Source organism: Shinella sp. M27 (genome assembly GCF_049199905.1).
Lineage (GTDB): Bacteria > Pseudomonadota > Alphaproteobacteria > Rhizobiales > Rhizobiaceae > Shinella.
Genome location: NZ_JBLZPK010000060.1, coordinates 218,691 through 236,917 on the forward strand (window position 1 = coordinate 218,691; position 18,227 = coordinate 236,917).

An 18,227-nucleotide genomic window follows, 5' to 3' on the forward strand; every position below is an offset into this window, starting at 1 on the left:
GGTAGCCGCCCTCCCGACGCGGTTTTGAAGCCATATGAGCAGAGCAGGAACCATGGCACGCACGCGCGCAGTCGATTTCGAGGAAAAACAGCGTGGCATTCTGTCGAGTGCCGCGGCGGTCTTCGCCGAGATGGGCATGGAAAAGGCGTCCATGTCGCAAATCGCCTCACACAGCAATGTCTCGAAGGCCCTGCTCTACCACTACTATCCAAGCAAGGACGCGCTGATCTTCGACATCGTGCGCACGCATCTTTCGGAGCTGGAAAGCGCCATCGAAGCGGCGGATCGTCAGGATGTGCCTCCTCAAGACCGGTTGCGGCTGCTCGTGAAGGCGGTTCTGGCGAACTACGAAGGCCGCGACAACGAGCACAAGGTGCAGCTCAACGGCACCAGCGCCCTTTCACCGGAGCAGCTTGCCGAATTGCAGGCCATCGAGCGGCAGATCGTCAAACGTTTCTCCGGCGTCATCCGCGACATCAACCCGGATCTCAACAAGGACCGACCGCTCCTCATGCCCGTCACCATGTCGCTCTTCGGCATGATGAACTGGGTCTATATGTGGTTCCGTCCCAACGGACCGGTAACGCGGGACGAATATGCGGATATCGCCACGACACTGATCCTCGAGGGCGTCAAGGCCGTAACCTGAGGCTTACGCATTCTAATTGACGCGCGTCGGCCGCAACAGCGTGCGCTCCGTCACCGGGCAGCCTCGCTCGATCTTTGTCCAGGACGAGACATTGAGCTTCATCTCGCAACGCGCGAGATAGGAGCCGCCATCGACCCTTAAGCAGGATGTCTGGCCGAGTTCGAACATAACGCCGCGATTTCGGCATTTGCAGTTGTGAGCATCCGCCACAGTGGGGGTCAGGGCCAAGGCCAGACTCAATATGAGCGCTCCAAGATGCATGATCGATGCCTCCGGACGAAGGCGAATAGAATACACCCCGCCGAAGGCATCGTCAAAGTGACAGCCAGGCATGCGGCGACAAGCCGGGCAACGCGCAGGAACGCTTACGCGCCATCCTTCTCCACATCCTTGCCCGTCGCGGCAACCGACTCCAACCGCTCGGCAAACTCCCGCCGCAACGTGCGGCGCAACTCAGCCGCCTTGTAGCGTCTGACATCCACAGCGTCCTTCGGCTGCAATTCGGGCACGCGCACCGGCCTTCCCGCATCGTCCACCGCGACCATGGTGAAGTAACAGGAATTGGTGTGCCGACGCTGGCCGGAGCGGATGTTTTCCGCCTCGACACGGATGCCGATCTCCATGGAGGTACGGCCGGTGTGGTTGACCGAGGCGCGGAAGGTGACGAGTTCGCCGACGTTGATCGGCTCCTTGAACATCACCTGGTCGACCGACAGCGTCACCGCATATTGCTGCGAATAGCGGGAGGCGCAGGAGAAGGCCACGCGGTCGAGCAGGTTGAGAAGCGCGCCGCCGTGGACCTTTCCTGAAAAATTCGCCATGTCGGGCGTCATCAGAACGGTCATCTCAAGGCGGCGCGGGTCCATTCGTTCACTCTCTCGTTTTGGCTACCATCGTCAGAACGTCGTATTGCGCGACGGTAGCGCCCAGCTGGTTCGTCACATTGCAATCCCAGCGCACCTCGCCGTGTTCGGCATTGGCACGCGGATTGATCTCCTTGCAGGTCAATTGCACCTGGAGCGTATCACCGGGATTAACCGGTGTCAGGAAGCGTAGGTTATCGACGCCGTAATTGGCAAGCACCGGACCCGGCGCCGGATCGACGAAGAGACCGGCGGCGAAGGAGACGATGAGATAGCCATGCGCCACGCGCCCGTCGAAGAACGGGTTCGCCCTGGCCGCGTCCTCGTCCATATGAGCATAGAAGGTGTCGCCGGTGAAGTTGGCGAAATGCTCGATGTCCTCAAGCGTCACCGTCCGCGACCCGGTGATCAGCTGGTCACCGATCTTGAGTTCCGCCAGCGACTTGCGAAACGGATGCTCGCTGCCGACATGCGCCTCAGCACCCTGCATCCAGCGGCCGGTGACTGCGGTAAGCAGCGTCGGCGCACCCTGTATGGCGGTGCGCTGCATGTAATGTTTGACGCCACGCATGCCGCCCAGTTCCTCTCCGCCACCAGCGCGGCCGGGGCCGCCGTGCACGAGGCCCGGCAGGGGCGAACCGTGGCCGGTGGATGACTTGGCGCTGACGCGGTTGCCGATCATCACGCGGCCGTGGAACGGCGCGAGGCCGAGCACGACCTCTTCGGTGAAAGCCGGATCATTGGTGAAAACTGAGGCGACGAGGCTACCCTTGCCGCGCCGCGCCAGATCGACCGCTTCTTCCGCCGTGTCATAGGGCATGACGGTGCTGACCGGACCGAAAGCCTCGACATCATGGATAGCGCGCGCCGCGCCCGGCTTGTCGCAATAGAGCAGCACCGGATTGAGAAAAGCGCCGGCCGCGGGATCGCCGGACTGGATGTCCGCATTATTAGGATCGCCGGCGACGATTTCGGCATCCGCCGATAGATCGCGGATACGGGCGCGAACCTCCTCGCGCTGGTCCAGGCTGGCGAGCGGGCCCATGCGGACGGCCTCGTCGACGGGATTGCCGATAACGGTCTTCCCGAGACGAGCGCGCAGGCCTTCGATAAGGGCTTCGCTGTAGGAACGCGGGACGATGACGCGGCGGATCGCCGTGCATTTCTGCCCGGCCTTGACCGTCATCTCGCGCGCGACTTCCTTGACGAAGAGGTCGAACTCTTCCGTGCCGGGTGCCGCATCAAGGCCGAGCACGGCGGCGTTGAGGCTGTCGGCCTCCATGGTGAAGCGCACGGAATTCTGGACAATGGCCTTGTGCGTCTTGAGCCGCTGGCCCGTCGAGGCCGAGCCGGTGAAGGTCACGGCATCCTGCCCCTCGACATGGTCGAGCAGATCGCCGACCGAGCCGCAGACCAGCTGCAAGGCCCCCTCGGGCAGAATGCCCATCTCGATAATGCGGCGGACCATCAATTCCGTTAGATAGGCCGTCTGGCTCGCCGGCTTGACGATGGCGGGAACGCCGGCCAGCAGCGTCGGCGCGAGCTTTTCCAGCATGCCCCAGCAGGGGAAGTTGAAGGCGTTGATATGGACCGCCACGCCCTGCAAGGGGCTCAGAATATGCTGCGCGGAAAACGTGCCGTCCTTGGAGAGCAGCTCCACGTCGCCATCGAGCAGCACGCGGGTGTTCGGCAGCTCGCGCCGGCCCTTGGAGGCATAGGAGAGCAGCGTGCCGATACCGCCCTCGATATCGACCCAGCTGTCGGCACGCGTGGCGCCGGTGGCGGTCGAAAGCGCGTAAAATTCTTCCTTGCGCTCCATCAGCGCCTGGCCAAGCGCCTTCAGCAGGGCGGCGCGCTCGTGGAAGGATAGGCGGCGCAGCGCCGGGCCGCCCTTGTCGCGGCCGTAGGAGAGGATCGCCTTGAAATCGATGCCGGTGGAATCGATGAAGGCGACGGGCGCGCCCGTCGAGGCGTCGAGCAGCGGCACGCCGTCCTTAGCGCCGGCAACCCACTGGCCGCCGACATAGCTTTCAAGCCGGCGCGGCCGGTTTGCCATGACGTTCATATTATCGTCCTTTCAATTCAGGCCGAGCGCGGAAAGCTGCGCATCGACCTCGGCCCGCCATTCGGCAAGCAGGGTCTCGTTTTGCGTGTGCCGCAGGCCGAAGCGCGACAGCGTCTCGAAACGAGCCGAACCGGAATGGCCGAAGCTCGCAGCAACGCGGGGATACCAATAGGCAACCGAGGCCTTCGCCCTGGCACGGCCTTCCGTGTCATCGACGATCTGCACGAGGCCGGCGAGACCAAGTTCCGCATGGCGCGTCTCGCGCGGCAGGATCGCGCGGAAGACTTCGGCGAGCGGCTGGTAAGAGACACGCGACAGCTCCTTGAGCTGCACGGCGCTCGCCCGGCCCATCAGCACGTTCATGACGACGGCATCCACCCAGCCCTCCAGCGGATAGTGGAAGACGGAAAGGCGCATATCGCCGCCCTGCCGCGCCGCGCCGATATCGGCCTCGCGTGCAAGCCGTTCCGCCCAGGGATGATGCACGGCATAACGCCCGCCATCCGCGCCGAAGGTTTCCATGATTTTCAAGACTTTGCCGGCATGATCGGCCTTTTCAAGCACGATGCGGGCGGCGGAGATGCGCTCCTGAATGCCGGGCGCATCGTTGATCGTATCGGTAAAACCGGCGGAACCGGCCAGTTCGCTGTCGACGAAGCTCGCCATCAGACGCAGCAACTCGCCGCGATAGCGCGGCGGCACGTTAGCGGGAGACGAGAGAACGCCGCCCTGGGCGAGATAATCCTCGATCGGCATCGTATCGGACATGGCGTATCCCCCTTACTGGTCGTAGCTGACGACGATGCGGTCGGTGAGCGGGGTGCACTGGCAGGTCAGCACATAGCCCTGACGCACCTCGTAATCCTCAAGCGCGTGGTTGACCTCCATCTCGGCCTCGCCCTCGATGATCTTGGCGCGGCAGGTGGAACAGACACCGGCCTTGCAGGCGTAAGGCGCGTCCATGGCGTTTTCGAGCGCGGCGTCGAGCAGGCTCTGGCCGTGCTTCGGGAACTTGAAAGTCCGCGTCGCGCCGTCGAGCGTGACGGTCGCCTCGCAGGCGGCGGCGTGATCGGCACCGTTAACCTGCTCCACCTGGCGTCGCGCCCGGCCGGGCTGCGACGAAGCGAACAGCTCGAACTTGATCTGATCGTCGCGCAGACCATGCTCGCGCAGGGCCGCGGCGATCGCCAGCATCATCGGCTCCGGGCCGCAGATAAAGGCCGTCGTCACCGACTTCGGGTCGATCCAGTTGCGGAAGAGCGCCGCGCATTTCTCGCCGTCGATGCGGCCGGTGAAGAGGTCGATCTCCTGCGCCTCGCTCTCCAGCACATGCAGCACGGAGAAGCGGCCGAGATAGAGGTTCTTCAGGTCCTCCAGCTCCTCGCGGAACATGATCGAGCTGATCTGGCGGTTGGCATAGACCAGCGTGAAGCGGGCGCGCGGCTCGCGCGACAGCACCGTCTTGATGATCGAGAGAACGGGCGTGATGCCGCTGCCGCCGGCAAAGCCGAGATAGTGTTTTGCGGCATCGGGTTCCAGCGCGGTGAAGAAAGCGCCCATCGGGGGCATGGCCTCCATCACATCGCCGGCCTTCAAGTTCTCGTTGACCCAGGTGGAGAAGCAGCCGCCATCGACGCGCTTGATGCCGACCTTCAGCACGCCCTCGTCCTTGCCGGCGCAGATCGAGTAGGAGCGACGCAGCTCCTCATCCTCGAATTTGCGGCGGAAGGTCAGGTACTGCCCCTGCGTGAAATCGAAGACGGCGCGATCCTCGTCGGCGGGCCGAAGCGTGACGACCACCGCATCGCGCGTCTCGCGGCGAACATCGGTCACGGTCAGGGGATGAAAACGTGCCATGCGCGGGCCCTCTCCCTAGAGCATTTCCAGCCGAAGCAGCACCGCTTCGGCGTCAGACAATGCGGTAAAAACAAGAAACTAGAGCGATTCCGGCGAACTCCGGTTCGCCGGAATCGCTCTAGGGTCAGATGCACTTGAAGTAGTCGAACGGTTCCAGACAGTCGGTGCAGCGATAGCTCGCCTTGCAGGGCGTCGAGCCGAACTGGCTGATCTTCTCGGTATTCACGGATCCGCAGCGCGGACAGGCGATCGTCAGGTTCGAGCGGCCGGAAAGCCGGTCGATGCGTTTCATCAGGATGCCGTCGGCCGCCGTACCGTCGATCGGCGGGGCGATGCCGTAGGCCTTCAGCTTTTCCCGGCCCTCGGCGCTGATCCAGTCCGTCGTCCAGGCGGGTGAGAGCCGGCGCTCCAGCCGCACCTTGGCAAGGCCCTTTTCGGTGAGCGCCGTCTCGATATCCAGATTGATGATCGTGGTGGCGGGACAGCCCGAATAGGTCGGCGTCACCGTCACGACAAGCGTATCCTCGCGCCATTCGACATCCCGGATAATCCCAAGGTCGGTCAGTGAAATGACCGGGATTTCCGGGTCCGGCACCTGAGCCAGCCAGTGCCAGACCTCGTCCAGCGAGGGGCGGAGTGCCGGTTCCATGGCCGCCTCCTACCAGGTGGCGCCCGGATAGGCGCGCTGCAGGAACTGCATTTCGGTCAGGATGAAGCCGAGATGCTCGGTGTGCACGCCGCGCCGGCCGCCCTTGTGCATATAGCCGTCGGCGGGCTTCTTCAGCGTGCCCTCAGTGAGCGCTTCGGCGACAATCTCGTCCCAGCCGGCCTTGAGGCTTTGCGGCGCCGGGATGATGCCGGCGTCCACCAGTTCGGCATCCAGCCCATCGCTCATGAACATCTCGCCGGTATAGGGCCAGAGATCGTCCAGCGCCTCCTGCATGCGGCGATGGCTTTCGGCTGTGCCGTCGCCGAGGCGGATGACAAGGTCGCGGCTGCGGTCGAGATGGTAGGACACCTCTTTGAAGGCTTTTTCCGCGATCTCGGCGACGCGCTGGTCGGAAGACCCCTTCAGCGCCTTCAGCAGCAGATAGTGCCAGGCGTCGAACAGGAACTGCCGCATCAGCGTCTTGCCGAAATCGCCGTTCGGGCGCTCGACGAGCAGGATGTTGCGGAAGTCGTAGCCGTCGCGCAGATAGGCGAGGTCATCGGCAGAACGCCCCTTGCCCTCCACCTCGCCGGCAAGGCCGAGCCAGAGCTGGGTCTGGCCGATCAGGTCGAGCGCGGTGTTGGAAAGGGCAATGTCCTCTTCCAGCGCGGGCGAATGACCGCACCATTCGGAAACGCGATGACCGAGGATCAGCGTGTTGTCGCCGATGCGCGCCAGGAATTCGAAAAGCGCCGCGTTCGCCATCACATGTGCCCCACTTCATCCGGAATGTCGAAGAAGGTCGGATGACGATAGACCTTGGAATTCGACGGGTCGAAGAGCGGCCCCTTTTCCGAGGGCGCGCTGGCGGTGATCTCGGAAGAACGCACCACCCAGATGCTGACGCCCTCGTTGCGGCGCGTATAGACGTCGCGGGCATTGTTGATCGCCATCTCGGCATCGGGCGCGTGCAGGCTGCCGACATGGCGATGGTTGAGGCCATGCTGCCCCCGGATGAAAACTTCCCAAAGCGGCCATTCGCTGGACATCGTGCTCTCTCCCTTATTCGGCGGCGATTTTTGCAGCGGCGCCGCGCTCAGTTGCCTTTTCGGCATGGGCCGTCAGGCCGTCACGGAACCATGCGCCGTCATTCCAGGCCTTTTTGCGGGCGTCGAGGCGTTCCGCATTACAGGGGCCGTTGCCGGCGATCACGTTGAAAAACTCTTCCCAATCCGGCTCACCGAAATCATGACCGCCCTTTTCCTCGTTCCACTTGAGATCAGGGTCGGGAATGGTGAGGCCGAGATACTTCGCCTGAGGCACGGTCTGGTCGACGAATTTCTGGCGCAGCTCGTCGTTGGAATTCTGCTTGATCTTCCAGGCCATCGACTGGGCCGAATGCACGGAAGCGTCGTCCGAGGGGCCGAACATCATCAGCGAGGGCCACCACCAGCGGTTCAGCGCATCCTGCACCATGGCCTTCTGGGCCGGCGTGCCCTTCACCATACGCATCAGCGCGTCATAACCCTGGCGCTGGTGAAAACTCTCTTCCTTGCAGATGCGCACCATGGCCCGCGCATAGGGGCCGTAGGAACAGCGCTGCAGCGGCACCTGGTTCATGATGGCCGCACCATCGACCAGCCAGCCGATCGCGCCGATATCGGCCCAGGTCAGCGTGGGATAGTTGAAGATCGAGGAATACTTGGCTTTGCCGGAATGCAGCTGCTCATACATCTGGTCGCGGCTGATGCCGAGCGTTTCGGCGGCACAGTAGAGGTAGAGGCCATGGCCCGCCTCGTCCTGCACCTTGGCGAGCAGGATCGCCTTGCGCTCCAGCGTCGGGGCGCGGGTTATCCAGTTGCCTTCCGGCAGCTGGCCGACGATTTCCGAATGGGCGTGCTGGCTGATCTGGCGCACCAGCGTCTTGCGGTAGCCTTCGGGCATCCATTCCTTCGGTTCGATCTTCTGGCCGGCATCGATGCGCTCCTGGAAGGCACGCTCCTGCGGCTCCATCTCGTCGAGGGACCGGACGCAGGCGGCATCGGTCTTCACCATTTGTGCGTACATGGTCTTTCCTCCGGTTTGCGCGTCAGACGCGTTCGAGAATGATGGCGATGCCCTGGCCTACGCCGATGCACATGGTGCAGAGGGCATAACGTCCGCCCTGGCGGTGGAGCTGGTAGGCAGCGGTGGTGACGAGCCGCGCGCCGCTCATGCCGAGCGGATGGCCGATGGCAATCGCCCCGCCGTTCGGGTTCACATGCGCGGCATCGTCGGGCAGGCCGAGATCGCGCAGCACGGCGAGCGCCTGAGAGGCGAAGGCCTCGTTGAGCTCGATGACATCCATCTGACCGAGCGAAAGGCCGGCGCGCTCCAGCACCCGGCGTACCGCCGGTGCGGGGCCGAAGCCCATGATGCGCGGCTCAAGCCCCGCCGCCGCCATGGCGACGACACGCGCCTTCGGCGTCAGGCCCTGTGCCTTTGCGGTCGCTTCGTTGGCGATGATCAGCGCGGCAGCACCGTCATTGACGCCGGACGCATTGCCGGCCGTGACCGAGAGATCCGGGCCGTTGACACCCTTCAGTCTGGCAAGCTGTTCGGCAGTCGTGCCGGGACGGGGATGCTCGTCGGTATCGATGACAAGCGGATCGCCCTTCTTCTGCGGCAGGGAGACCGGCACGATCTCGTCAGCAAAAACGCCGGCTTCATGCGCGGCCGCCCAGCGCGCCTGACTGCGCGCGGCAAAGGCGTCCTGATCCTCGCGGGTGATGGCGAAATCGGCGGCGACGTTGTCGGCCGTCTCCGGCATGGAATCGACGCCGAATGCCTTCTTCATCTTCGGATTGACGAAGCGCCAGCCGATCGTCGTGTCGTAAACGGCATTGGCGCGGGAGAAGGCGCTTTCGGCCTTGGGCATGACGAAGGGCGCGCGGCTCATGCTCTCGACGCCGCCGGCGATAACAAAATCGCAGTCGCCGGCGCGGATGGCACGCGCCGCCATGCCGACGGCGTCCATGCCGGAGCCACAGAGGCGGTTGACCGTCGTTGCAGGAATGGAAACGGGAAGCCCGGAGAGCAGCACGGCCATGCGGCCGACATTGCGGTTGTCCTCGCCGGCCTGGTTGGCGCAGCCATAGATGAGGTCATCCACCTTCGACCAGTCGACTTGCGGGTTACGCGCCATCAGGCCGGCAAGCGGCAGGGCGGCAAGATCATCGGCACGCACCGACGACAACAGCCCGCCATAGCGGCCGATAGGTGTACGAACGGCATCGCAGATAAAGGCTTCGGACACGCGGCTTCCTCCCTGGCATCCGGGCCGGTTTCCCTCTCCTCGAAAGATTAACCGACCGATCGGTTACTTATTAACAGCACAAACATCACAAATCAATGGTGATTTTCATATTTTCTGTGACACTTTATTCCAGCAGTTCCCATCATACCACAAGGGTCGGCTTTTCCATGCAAATTGTGCGCTAGTTTGCGCCGCGCAACAGCGAAAGACGGCGCGCCGTCGCCTCGCTCATCTCCGGCAAGCCACCATCCACCGTTACGAAATGGCGGGCGACATACTGGTCCGCTTCCGGCGAAAGGCGAAGATAGAGATCGGTGAACAGGCTGCGCGCCGCCTCGCCCGGCCAGTCCGCGGGCAGCGCTGCCTGCGGCAGGCGCGGATCGCGCAGCACGACCAGACGGAACTGATGCACCAGAACCAGTCGCGCCACGAGGCTTTCGGCCGCACTAAGGCGCACTCGCCCTGCCAGCAGATCGGAAAGGCGCCGGAACCGGTCGATAAAGCCGCGATAGGCATCCGCATGCTGCGCAAGGTTCCAGTGATCGGCGGCAAACGCCCCGAGATCGCCCTGGCCGCTCACCACCTCCGCGCGGAAGATGACGGCGGACTGTTTCAGCACCGGCATGGCGCGGGCGCCGACGGCAAGCCGGGGCCCAAGCCGGGCGTGACCGGCCCGCTCCAGCTGCTGCATCGCCTCGTCCGGCGCGTCACCGGTCAGTTGCACGAAATGCCAGTCCGCCGTCTCCGGCGGGCCGAACAGCAGGCGGGCGGCAGCGGCGAATTCCGCGCGGGCAGGAGCTGCGAGGCGATAGAAACTGCGCCGTCCCTCGCGCTCGCCCGAAAGCTGGCCGGCGGCGACCAGCCGCGAGACGGCGGTGCGCACCAGGGTTTCGCTGATGCCGACGGCAGCACAGGTCTCGATGAGATTGCCGGTCCAGACCACGCCGCCGCGCGGCTCGACCACGTCGCCATAGATGGTGACGATGAAACCGGCCGCCTTCAACGGGCTCTCCTCGACAATCCCGCGGACCAGCGCGCCGAACACGCTTTCCGCCCTGTCCTGTTGCGACGGCAAACCTGCCCCCTTCCGTTTCGATTGCGCCGAGGACTAGCGCGAACGGGCGAGGACGGAAAGAGCCGGCACAAAACTGCTCCCCAAACCGTCCAGAACCAGCCGACACCTCGTCAGCAAATATTAAGTTGCATCTGCCATCGTTCCCCAAACGCCCAAGAGCCGCCTGCCGGTGGCGCGAGCATATGGGAACGAACTGGCAGAAATGAACGATCGCAATGCGACATTCTCCTTTCGAGGGCTGGGATACTACCTCCCCGCCATCGTCGTCGCATTCGCGGTTCTCGTCGCCGCCGTGCTCGCCGATGCCCAGAAGCGGCGGCTGGAAGAAGAATATCTGCGCTCTTCCACCACCGAACAACTCGGCCTGCTGCGCTCCCGCCTTGAGGGCAATATTCTCGGTAATGTAAAGCTCGTGCAGGGCCTCGTCGCGACATTCTCGACAGAACCGGACATGTCGCCGACGCATTTCGACGATCTTCTGAGCCGCATCTTCCGCGAAGAAAACCAGCTGCGCAGCCTCGCCATCGCACCGGATTTCGTCGTCAACCGCGTCTACCCGCTGAAGGGCAACGAACGCAGCCTTGGCCTCGACTATCGCAAGAACGAGCGCCAGCGCGCCGCCGCGCTCCAGGTGATGGAACAGGATCGGCTGATCGTCACAGGACCGGTCGATCTGGTTCAGGGCGGGCGCGGTGTGATCGCCCGCTATCCGATCCATGTTGGCAAGGAAAATGCTTTCTTCGGCATCGCTTCGGCCGTCATCAGCCTCGACAAGCTCCTGGCCACGAGTGGGTTCACCGACGACCTCAAGATCGCGGTCACCCTCTCAAGCAAGCCGCACAACGGCCAGGAGGCACGGACGTTCTTTGCCACGCCTAACACGGTCGATGCCAATCCCGTCGATATGACGATCGATATCGGTCACGAGATCTGGACCATGTCGGCCGCGCCGCTGAAGGGCTGGCGGCAGCCCTCCGCCGATCTCGGCACCTTCCGCGCGGGCCTTGCCCTGCTCGCCATCATCATTGTCGCCCCGATATTCTGGGTCGGCTACCTCATGAAGGAGCGCCACAAGCACATCCTCACCCTGCAGGATCGCGAAGATCGCCTGGAAACCATCTCGCAGCGCCTGCAGCTCGCGCTCGATGCTTCCAAGGTGGGTGTCTGGGAATATGACAGCGAGACCTCGGCGCTCTCCTGGGATGCGCGCATGCGCGCGCTCTACAATGTACCGCCGGAGCAACCGATCTGCGGCTACGACGATTGGCGCGCTGCACTTCATCCCGATGATATCGCAGAAGCCGAACGTGTCTTCGCGACAGCCATTGCCGATGAAAAACCCTACATTACCGAGTTCCGCGTCATCGGGCATGACGAGCGTATTCGCCATATCCGCGCCCATGGCATGACCTATCGCGCCTCGTCCGGCGCCAAGCGCATCGTCGGCGCCAACTGGGACGTGACGGAAGATACGCTCTTGCAGGCCGAACTGCTCGAGGCCAAGCTGACGGCCGAGGCGCAGAACCACGCGCTGGAGGAAGCCCGCCGCGTCATGGAGCACAATTCGCTGCATGACGCGCTAACGCGCCTGCCCAACCGCCGCTTCCTCGATCAGCAGCTGGCGCTCGCGGGCAATGGCGACGGCCGTTCGCTGACGCTGCTGCATATCGACCTCGACCGCTTCAAGGACATCAACGACACGCTGGGCCACGCTGCCGGCGACGAAGTGTTGAAACACGCCGCCGGTGTGCTGCGTGCCCATATTCCGCTGGAAGACTTCATTGCCCGCATCGGCGGCGACGAATTCGTGCTGCTGTCGCGCCGCGATCCGGCACAGGCCGATTTCACCGGCCTCTCCGCCCGCCTCATCGAGGCGATCAGCGAGCCGATGATCATCGAAGGCCATGACTGTCGCATCGGCGCGAGTATCGGCATCGCCACGCGCAACGACGTGGATGAATCGCCCGAGCAGCTTCTCGTCAATGCGGATATCGCGCTGTACGAGGCCAAGCGCCGCGGCCGCAACCGCGTCGAGACCTTCAACGATGAACTGCGCCTGCGCACGGTCGAAGTGAAGCGCCTCAGCGACGATATCCTACGCGGCCTGGAACGCGGCGAATTCCGCCCGTTCTTCCAGCCGCAATTCGATGCGCAAACGCTTGAAATCGTCGGTGTCGAAGCACTCGCCCGCTGGGAGCATCCGACGCGCGGCTTCATCGCGCCCGATATCTTCCTGCCGGTCGCCGAAAGTCTTAATGTCGTCGCCCGCATCGACGAGACGATCCTCGACCAAGCGCTGTTCCAGGCGACACGCTGGGAAGGCCAGGGCCTTGGCATTCCACGCGTCTCCGTCAACGTCTCCTGCCAGCGCCTGCGCGACGAGGGCCTGATCGACAAGCTGAAGGCGATGAACATCCGCCCCGGCGCGCTGACCTTCGAACTCCTGGAGTCGATTTCCTTCGATACGGCCGACGACGGGCTGCGCCAGGCCATCGAGGAGATCAAGGCGCTCGGCATCGATATCGAGATCGACGATTTCGGCACCGGCCATGCCTCCATCGTCAGCCTGCTGGAGCTTTCTCCGAAGCGCCTGAAGATCGACCGCCGGCTGGTGCAGCCACTGCTGGAATCAACGTCGCAGCAGAGCCTCGTGCGCTCGATCATCGATATCGGCAAGGTGCGCGATATCGAGACCGTCGCCGAGGGCGTCGAGACACTGGAGCATGCCGCGCTGCTGCGCAGCCTTGGCTGTCACACCCTGCAGGGCTATGCGCTGGCACGGCCCATGGCGGCAGATGATTTCCTCGCCTTCGCCAAGGGGCGAAGCTGGATGCCGGACGCCAGGATCACGCCCGCAAAAGCGAGCTGATACTGTCGGCAACCGCCGCGCCATCATGGTGGCCGCGCTGCCAGGCATCCTCGAATTCCCCGATGACGGCTTCGGCGCCAAGCCGCGCGCAGGTCGCCTCCAACGCCCCGTTGCCGAGATAGGCGAAGGCGCCAGCGGTCTTTTCGAAGGGCAGAAGCTGTCGGTTTGCCAGCACATGGGTGAAGGGCCGCACATCCACTCCGCCGCGCTCGCGCCAGACGGATGCCGCGGTCTGCAGCATCTGGGCGAGGTCGAGGCCCCGCGTCTCTCGGCATTGCAGAATGTTGCCGATGAAGACACGGCGGGCGTGCAAATTCCGCGCGATGGCCGGCACGACGCCCTCGACGAGAAAATGCGGCAGCACGCTGGTATAGAAGCTGCCGGGGCCGAAGACCACGACGTCGGCACTTTCAAGGCTTTCGATCACCGCCTCGTTGGCCGGAGCCGGCGCACCGTTGCGGCCGGACAACAGGATCTCGCGAATGCCAGTCCTGCCCTGCTCCTCGGGAAGCGCCGTCACACGGTGCTGCCCGGCAATGACGGTCTCGTCCTTCAGCACGGCCGAGAGATCGGCGCTGCTGTCCGCCGTCGAGGGCCAGACATGGCCGGCAATGTCGCAGAGCTTGCGGAAGACGAAGATGGCGGTGTTGATGTCGCTGTTGTGGGCGAGATGCGCGCCGGTGAGGATGAAATTGCCGATGCTACCGTTGCGGAAATCGAAATCCGTGCCGATGGCCGCGCGGAAGGTGCGCAAGTAATTGAGGATCGCGCCGCGCAGGCCGGGCTCCATGCGCTCCAGCAGCGGATGGCGGCCTTCGGCATAGAGCGCGAATTCGGTATCGGCATCGGCAAGGCTGCTGCTGGTAAGGCGTGCATTGCAGACCTTCACCACATCGCCCGCCCGGCCCTCGCCATGCGCCATGGTCATCAGCGCCTGGCGGATATCGCCGACGCCGAGCACGTCGAGGCTTTCGCGGATCACCTTGGAACTGCCGCCGCTATCCCAGGCGGGCACGATACGGGTGAGCCGCACCGGCTTGGCGCAGAGCGCCAGATTGGTGGAGCGGCAGGCCGTCCCGCCGGAAAAGAGCACGATATGCGGCAAGCGGTCGGCGGCCATGCGGTCTCCCAGACGTAAACCCCGGAACGCGGCTGCGGTTTCCAGGGTGGAACTCTTGATACAATTACGGTCTTTTCGCGATGGAGGGAAAGCGAAAATGCCTGATGTCAGGGGCAGATATTGTAGGCCGCCCCGATCAGCGTCCTGGTATAATCCGCCTGCGGCGCGTTGAAGATCGCGTCCGTCAGCCCCTCCTCGACGATCCTGCCATCCTTCATCACCACGACGTAATCCGACATGGCGCGCACCACCGACAGGTCGTGGCTGATGAAGACATAGGACAGGCCATGGCGGGACTGGAGATCGCGCAGAAGCTCGATCACCTGGCCCTGCACGGAGCGGTCGAGCGCCGAGGTCGGCTCGTCGAGAATGACGGCCTGGGGCTTGAGGATCATCGCGCGGGCAATCGCGATGCGCTGCCGCTGGCCGCCGGAAAATTCATGCGGGTAGCGGTTGCGCGCCGCAGGATCGAGCCCGACCTCCTTTAGCGCCTCGATCGCCCGCTTGTCGCGCTCGGCCCGCGTGAGCTGCGGCTCGTGCACATAGAGCCCCTCGGTGATGATCTCGCCCACCGTCTGGCGCGGCGAGAGCGAGCCGTAGGGATCCTGGAAGACCACCTGCATGCTGCGGCGAAGCGGCCGCATGCCCGTCCGGTCGAGTTCGGAAATATCCGTTTTACCGAAACGATAGGCGCCCTTGCTGGCGATGAGGCGCAACAGTGCCCGCCCGAGCGTCGATTTGCCAGACCCGGATTCGCCGACGATGCCGATCGTCTGTCCCTCGCGCAGGCTGATGCTGACATTGTCGACGGCGCGGAAGGTGTTGGCGCGCTTCTTCAGGAAACCGCCATCGATCTTGTAGTCGACGACGACATTGCGGCCTTCGAGGATAACAGGCGCGCTGACAGCCGGTGCAGCCTTGCGGCCATGCGGCTCGGCCTCGATCAGCATGCGGGTATAGTCGGCTTTCGGGTTTCCAAAAATCTCGGCCGTCGCGCCCTGCTCCACCACCTCGCCGTGCCGCATGACGACGACCCGTTCGGCAAAGTGCCTGACAATGCCGAGGTCATGCGTGATGAGCACGATCGCCATGTCGAAACGCTTCTGCAGATCGCGCAGCAGCTTGAGGATTTGCGCCTGGATGGTCACGTCGAGCGCCGTCGTCGGCTCGTCGGCGATCAGGATGTCCGGCTCGTTGGCGAGCGCCATGGCGATCATCACGCGCTGGCGCTGGCCGCCCGACATTTCATGCGGGTAACTGTTGATGCGGCGCTCCGGGTCGGGAATGCCGACGAGCTTCAGCAGCTCCAGCACGCGCGGTCGCGCCTCTCTCTGCGAGCCGCCGCGGTGATGCACGATCACCTCGGCGATCTGCTTGCCGATGGGATAGAGCGGATCGAGCGAGGTCATAGGCTCCTGGAAGATCATGGTGATCTTCGCGCCGCGGATCTCATTGAGTGCCTTGGGTGGCAGCCCTACCATCTCCTGCCCGCGATATTTCGCGGAGCCGGAAACGGTGCCGTTGCTGGCGAGCAGGCCCATGATGCCCATCATGGTCTGGCTCTTGCCGGAGCCGGATTCGCCGACCACCGCCAGCGTCTCGCCGGGGCAGACGTTGAGGTTGATGCCCTTCACCGCATTCACGGCGCAGTCGGGAGTCTCGAAGGTGACCTTCAGGTCCCGGACGGCAAGGATCGGTTCCATGGTGTTTTTCGTCTCGTCCATGTCAGCGATCCCTAGGGTCGAACGCGTCGCGAAGGCCATCGCCGACGAAGTTCAGCGAGAAGAGCGTGGCGACGAAGAAGATGGCGGGGAAGACGAGCAGCCACGGCGCCGACTGGATGTTGTTGGCGCCTTCGGCGATCAGCGAGCCCCAGCTCGTGAGCGGTGCCTGGACGCCGAGGCCGAGGAAGGAGAGGAAGCTTTCAAGCAGGATCACCTTCGGCACGATGACGGTGACGAAGATGACGACCGGGCCGATCGTGTTGGGAATGACGTGCCGGCGGATGATCTGCCAGTCCGTCAGGCCGAGCGCCTCCGCCGCGCCGATGAATTCCCGCCGTTTCAGGGACAATGTCTGCCCCCGCACGATGCGGGCCATGTCGAGCCATTCCACCGCCCCGATGACCAGGAAGATCAGGATGAAGCTGCGCCCGAAGAACACGACGAGCACGACGACGAGGAAGACGAAGGGCAGCGAATAGAGGATTTCGACGAAGCGCATCATAACGTTGTCGACGCGTCCGCCCATATAGCCTGATATCGCGCCGTAGCTGACGCCGATGCCGAGCGAGACGAGGCTGGCAAGCAGGCCGACGGCGATGGAAATCTGCCCGCCAAGCATGACGCGCGCCATGAGGTCGCGGCCGTTGGTATCCGTGCCGAACAGGAAATATTCCCGGTCGACGACGCCCTTGAGCGTGAGCTTGCGGCCCTCGTCCTCGGTGGCAGTCACCTCGGTTTTGTCGAACTCGTTGGCCCGGTCGAAGTAGCGCGTGGCGCGCGGGTCGATCGGATCCTTGGCAGCGATGACAGCCGTGAAGGTCTCGCCCTCGACAGAGAAGGATTGCAGCTCGACGCGGGCGCGGCTGGCGACACCCTTCATCGCCTCTTCCAGCGTATCCTCGCCGGGACGCGGCTCGAGGCTTGGCGGAATGGTGACGTAGGAGGAGAAAACCTGATCGTAGCTGTGGCTGATGAAGAACGGCCCGAAGAACGAGAAGCAGGCGATCAGCACCAGCATGACGGCGCCCACCATGGCGGGCCGGTTGCGGCGGAAGCGCATGACGGCGAGCTGGAAGAGGCTGCGCCCCTTCATCTCGGGCGCGGAGGAGAGGATGGCATCAGTCATGGCGAACCCTCGGATCGAGCAGGCCATAGAGGATGTCGACAGCCAGGTTGAACACGATGACGAAGATGGCGATCAGCACGACCGTGCCCATGACGAGCGTATAGTCGCGGTTGATCGCACCGAGCACGAAATAGCGCCCGACGCCTGGAATGGTGAAGATCGTCTCGACGACCGCCGAACCGGTGAGCAGCGCCGCCGCACAGGGTGCGAGATAGGAGACGATCGGCAGCATGGCGCCGCGCATGGCATGCACCACCACCACCGATCTCGCCGGCAGGCCGTAGGCCCGCGCGGTGCGGATATGGTCGGTGCGCAGGGCCTCGATCATCGAGCCGCGCGTCAGCCGAGCGAAGACGGCAAGCTGCGGCAAGGCAAGCGCGATCATCGGCAGGATGAGGAAGCGAAGCGACCCGTCCCCCCAGCCACCGGCCGGCAGCCAGGCTAGCATGATGGCAAAGACCAGCGTTAGCACCGGGCCGACGACGAAATTCGGCACCGTCACGCCGACGGTTGCGACCGACATGACCGCGAAATCGAGCGCACTGTTTTGCCGGAGTGCGGCGATCGTGCCGACGATCACACCGCCGACCAGTGCGAGCAGCAGCGCATAGAAGCCGAGCTCCATCGAATAGGGCAGCCCCTTGCCGATCAGTTCGGCGACGCTGTTGTCTTTATAGATATAGCTCGGACCGAAATCGCCGGTCAGCGCGTTGCTCATATAGGTGAGATATTGCCGCCAGAGCGGCTGATCGAGCTGATAAGCCCGCATCAAGTTTTCCATCGTGGCGGGCGGCAGCGGTCGTTCGAGATTGAACGGTCCGCCGGGCGCAAAGCGCATGAGGAAAAAGGAAATCGTGACGACGATGAACAGCGTCGGCACGGCGCTGGCAAGGCGCCGCAGAACGAAAGCAAGCATGACCAGGTCTCCCCAGATA

Annotated in this window: 17 protein-coding genes; 2 read left to right on the forward strand and 15 right to left on the reverse strand. The window is 63.8% G+C overall.

Annotation, left to right across the window (positions count from 1 at the left end; genetic code table 11):
* Positions 1–52: 52 nt before the first annotated feature.
* On the forward strand, positions 53–649 hold the full coding sequence (locus ACOZK4_RS23040; RefSeq protein ID WP_313532162.1) for a TetR/AcrR family transcriptional regulator: 597 nt from the start codon (positions 53–55) through the stop codon (positions 647–649).
* A gap of 12 nt (positions 650–661) precedes the next feature.
* Here the strand turns inward: ACOZK4_RS23040 and ACOZK4_RS23045 are convergent, their stop codons facing one another.
* From ACOZK4_RS23045 to paaX, 11 genes are all read right to left on the reverse strand, one after another.
* Positions 662–910 carry a hypothetical protein gene (locus tag ACOZK4_RS23045; RefSeq protein WP_421594024.1) on the reverse strand — a complete coding sequence of 83 codons (249 nt, stop codon included), beginning with the start codon at positions 908–910 and terminating at the stop codon, positions 662–664.
* Positions 911–1,014: 104 nt separating this feature from the next.
* A complete protein-coding gene (locus ACOZK4_RS23050) occupies positions 1,015–1,515 on the reverse strand; it encodes an acyl-CoA thioesterase (RefSeq protein WP_421594025.1) in 501 nt (166 codons plus the stop codon).
* Between the two features lie 4 nt (positions 1,516–1,519).
* Positions 1,520–3,577 carry a phenylacetic acid degradation bifunctional protein PaaZ gene (gene paaZ, locus ACOZK4_RS23055; RefSeq protein WP_421594026.1) on the reverse strand — a complete coding sequence of 686 codons (2,058 nt, stop codon included), beginning with the start codon at positions 3,575–3,577 and terminating at the stop codon, positions 1,520–1,522.
* 12 nt (positions 3,578–3,589) lie between these two features.
* Entirely contained in the window at positions 3,590–4,345 is a 756-nt protein-coding gene (locus ACOZK4_RS23060; protein WP_421594027.1) for a Phenylacetic acid catabolic protein, read from the reverse strand.
* A 12-nt stretch (positions 4,346–4,357) separates the two neighbouring features.
* Entirely contained in the window at positions 4,358–5,434 is a 1,077-nt protein-coding gene (paaE, locus tag ACOZK4_RS23065; RefSeq protein ID WP_421594028.1) for a 1,2-phenylacetyl-CoA epoxidase subunit PaaE, read from the reverse strand.
* 124 nt (positions 5,435–5,558) lie between these two features.
* Positions 5,559–6,083, reverse strand: coding sequence for a 1,2-phenylacetyl-CoA epoxidase subunit PaaD (paaD, locus tag ACOZK4_RS23070; protein WP_421594029.1), 525 nt, complete (start codon positions 6,081–6,083; stop codon positions 5,559–5,561).
* A 9-nt stretch (positions 6,084–6,092) separates the two neighbouring features.
* Positions 6,093–6,848, reverse strand: coding sequence for a 1,2-phenylacetyl-CoA epoxidase subunit PaaC (gene paaC / locus ACOZK4_RS23075; protein ID WP_421594031.1), 756 nt, complete (start codon positions 6,846–6,848; stop codon positions 6,093–6,095).
* Positions 6,848–7,132 carry a 1,2-phenylacetyl-CoA epoxidase subunit PaaB gene (gene paaB, locus ACOZK4_RS23080; protein WP_069061017.1) on the reverse strand — a complete coding sequence of 95 codons (285 nt, stop codon included), beginning with the start codon at positions 7,130–7,132 and terminating at the stop codon, positions 6,848–6,850. The genes paaC and paaB overlap by 1 nt, the downstream gene beginning before the upstream one ends.
* Positions 7,133–7,145: 13 nt before the next feature.
* Positions 7,146–8,150, reverse strand: coding sequence for a 1,2-phenylacetyl-CoA epoxidase subunit PaaA (paaA, locus tag ACOZK4_RS23085; protein WP_421594032.1), 1,005 nt, complete (start codon positions 8,148–8,150; stop codon positions 7,146–7,148).
* 22 nt (positions 8,151–8,172) lie between these two features.
* Entirely contained in the window at positions 8,173–9,378 is a 1,206-nt protein-coding gene (pcaF, locus tag ACOZK4_RS23090; protein WP_421594033.1) for a 3-oxoadipyl-CoA thiolase, read from the reverse strand.
* A gap of 181 nt (positions 9,379–9,559) precedes the next feature.
* The gene (gene paaX / locus ACOZK4_RS23095; protein ID WP_421594034.1) at positions 9,560–10,453 is read right to left on the reverse strand and encodes a phenylacetic acid degradation operon negative regulatory protein PaaX; all 894 of its coding nucleotides are present in this window, start codon (positions 10,451–10,453) and stop codon (positions 9,560–9,562) included.
* A gap of 202 nt (positions 10,454–10,655) precedes the next feature.
* Between paaX and ACOZK4_RS23100 the strand changes: the two genes are divergently transcribed.
* Complete coding sequence (locus tag ACOZK4_RS23100) at positions 10,656–13,322, forward strand: bifunctional diguanylate cyclase/phosphodiesterase (RefSeq protein ID WP_421594035.1); 2,667 nt, start codon at positions 10,656–10,658, stop codon at positions 13,320–13,322.
* On the opposite strand, the gene ACOZK4_RS23105 is transcribed toward ACOZK4_RS23100, so the two are convergent.
* The 4 genes from ACOZK4_RS23105 to oppB all read right to left on the reverse strand — a co-directional run bounded on the left by ACOZK4_RS23105 (position 13,300) and on the right by oppB (position 18,208).
* Positions 13,300–14,442, reverse strand: coding sequence for a gluconeogenesis factor YvcK family protein (locus ACOZK4_RS23105; protein WP_421594036.1), 1,143 nt, complete (start codon positions 14,440–14,442; stop codon positions 13,300–13,302). The genes ACOZK4_RS23100 and ACOZK4_RS23105 overlap by 23 nt on opposite strands.
* A 107-nt stretch (positions 14,443–14,549) precedes the next feature.
* Positions 14,550–16,166, reverse strand: coding sequence for an ABC transporter ATP-binding protein (locus ACOZK4_RS23110; RefSeq protein ID WP_421594037.1), 1,617 nt, complete (start codon positions 16,164–16,166; stop codon positions 14,550–14,552).
* 1 nt (position 16,167) lies between these two features.
* Positions 16,168–17,292, reverse strand: coding sequence for an ABC transporter permease (locus tag ACOZK4_RS23115; RefSeq protein ID WP_421594038.1), 1,125 nt, complete (start codon positions 17,290–17,292; stop codon positions 16,168–16,170).
* On the reverse strand, positions 17,285–18,208 hold the full coding sequence (oppB, locus tag ACOZK4_RS23120) for an oligopeptide ABC transporter permease OppB (RefSeq protein ID WP_421594157.1): 924 nt from the start codon (positions 18,206–18,208) through the stop codon (positions 17,285–17,287). The genes ACOZK4_RS23115 and oppB overlap by 8 nt, the downstream gene beginning before the upstream one ends.
* Between the last annotated feature and the right edge of the window lie 19 nt (positions 18,209–18,227).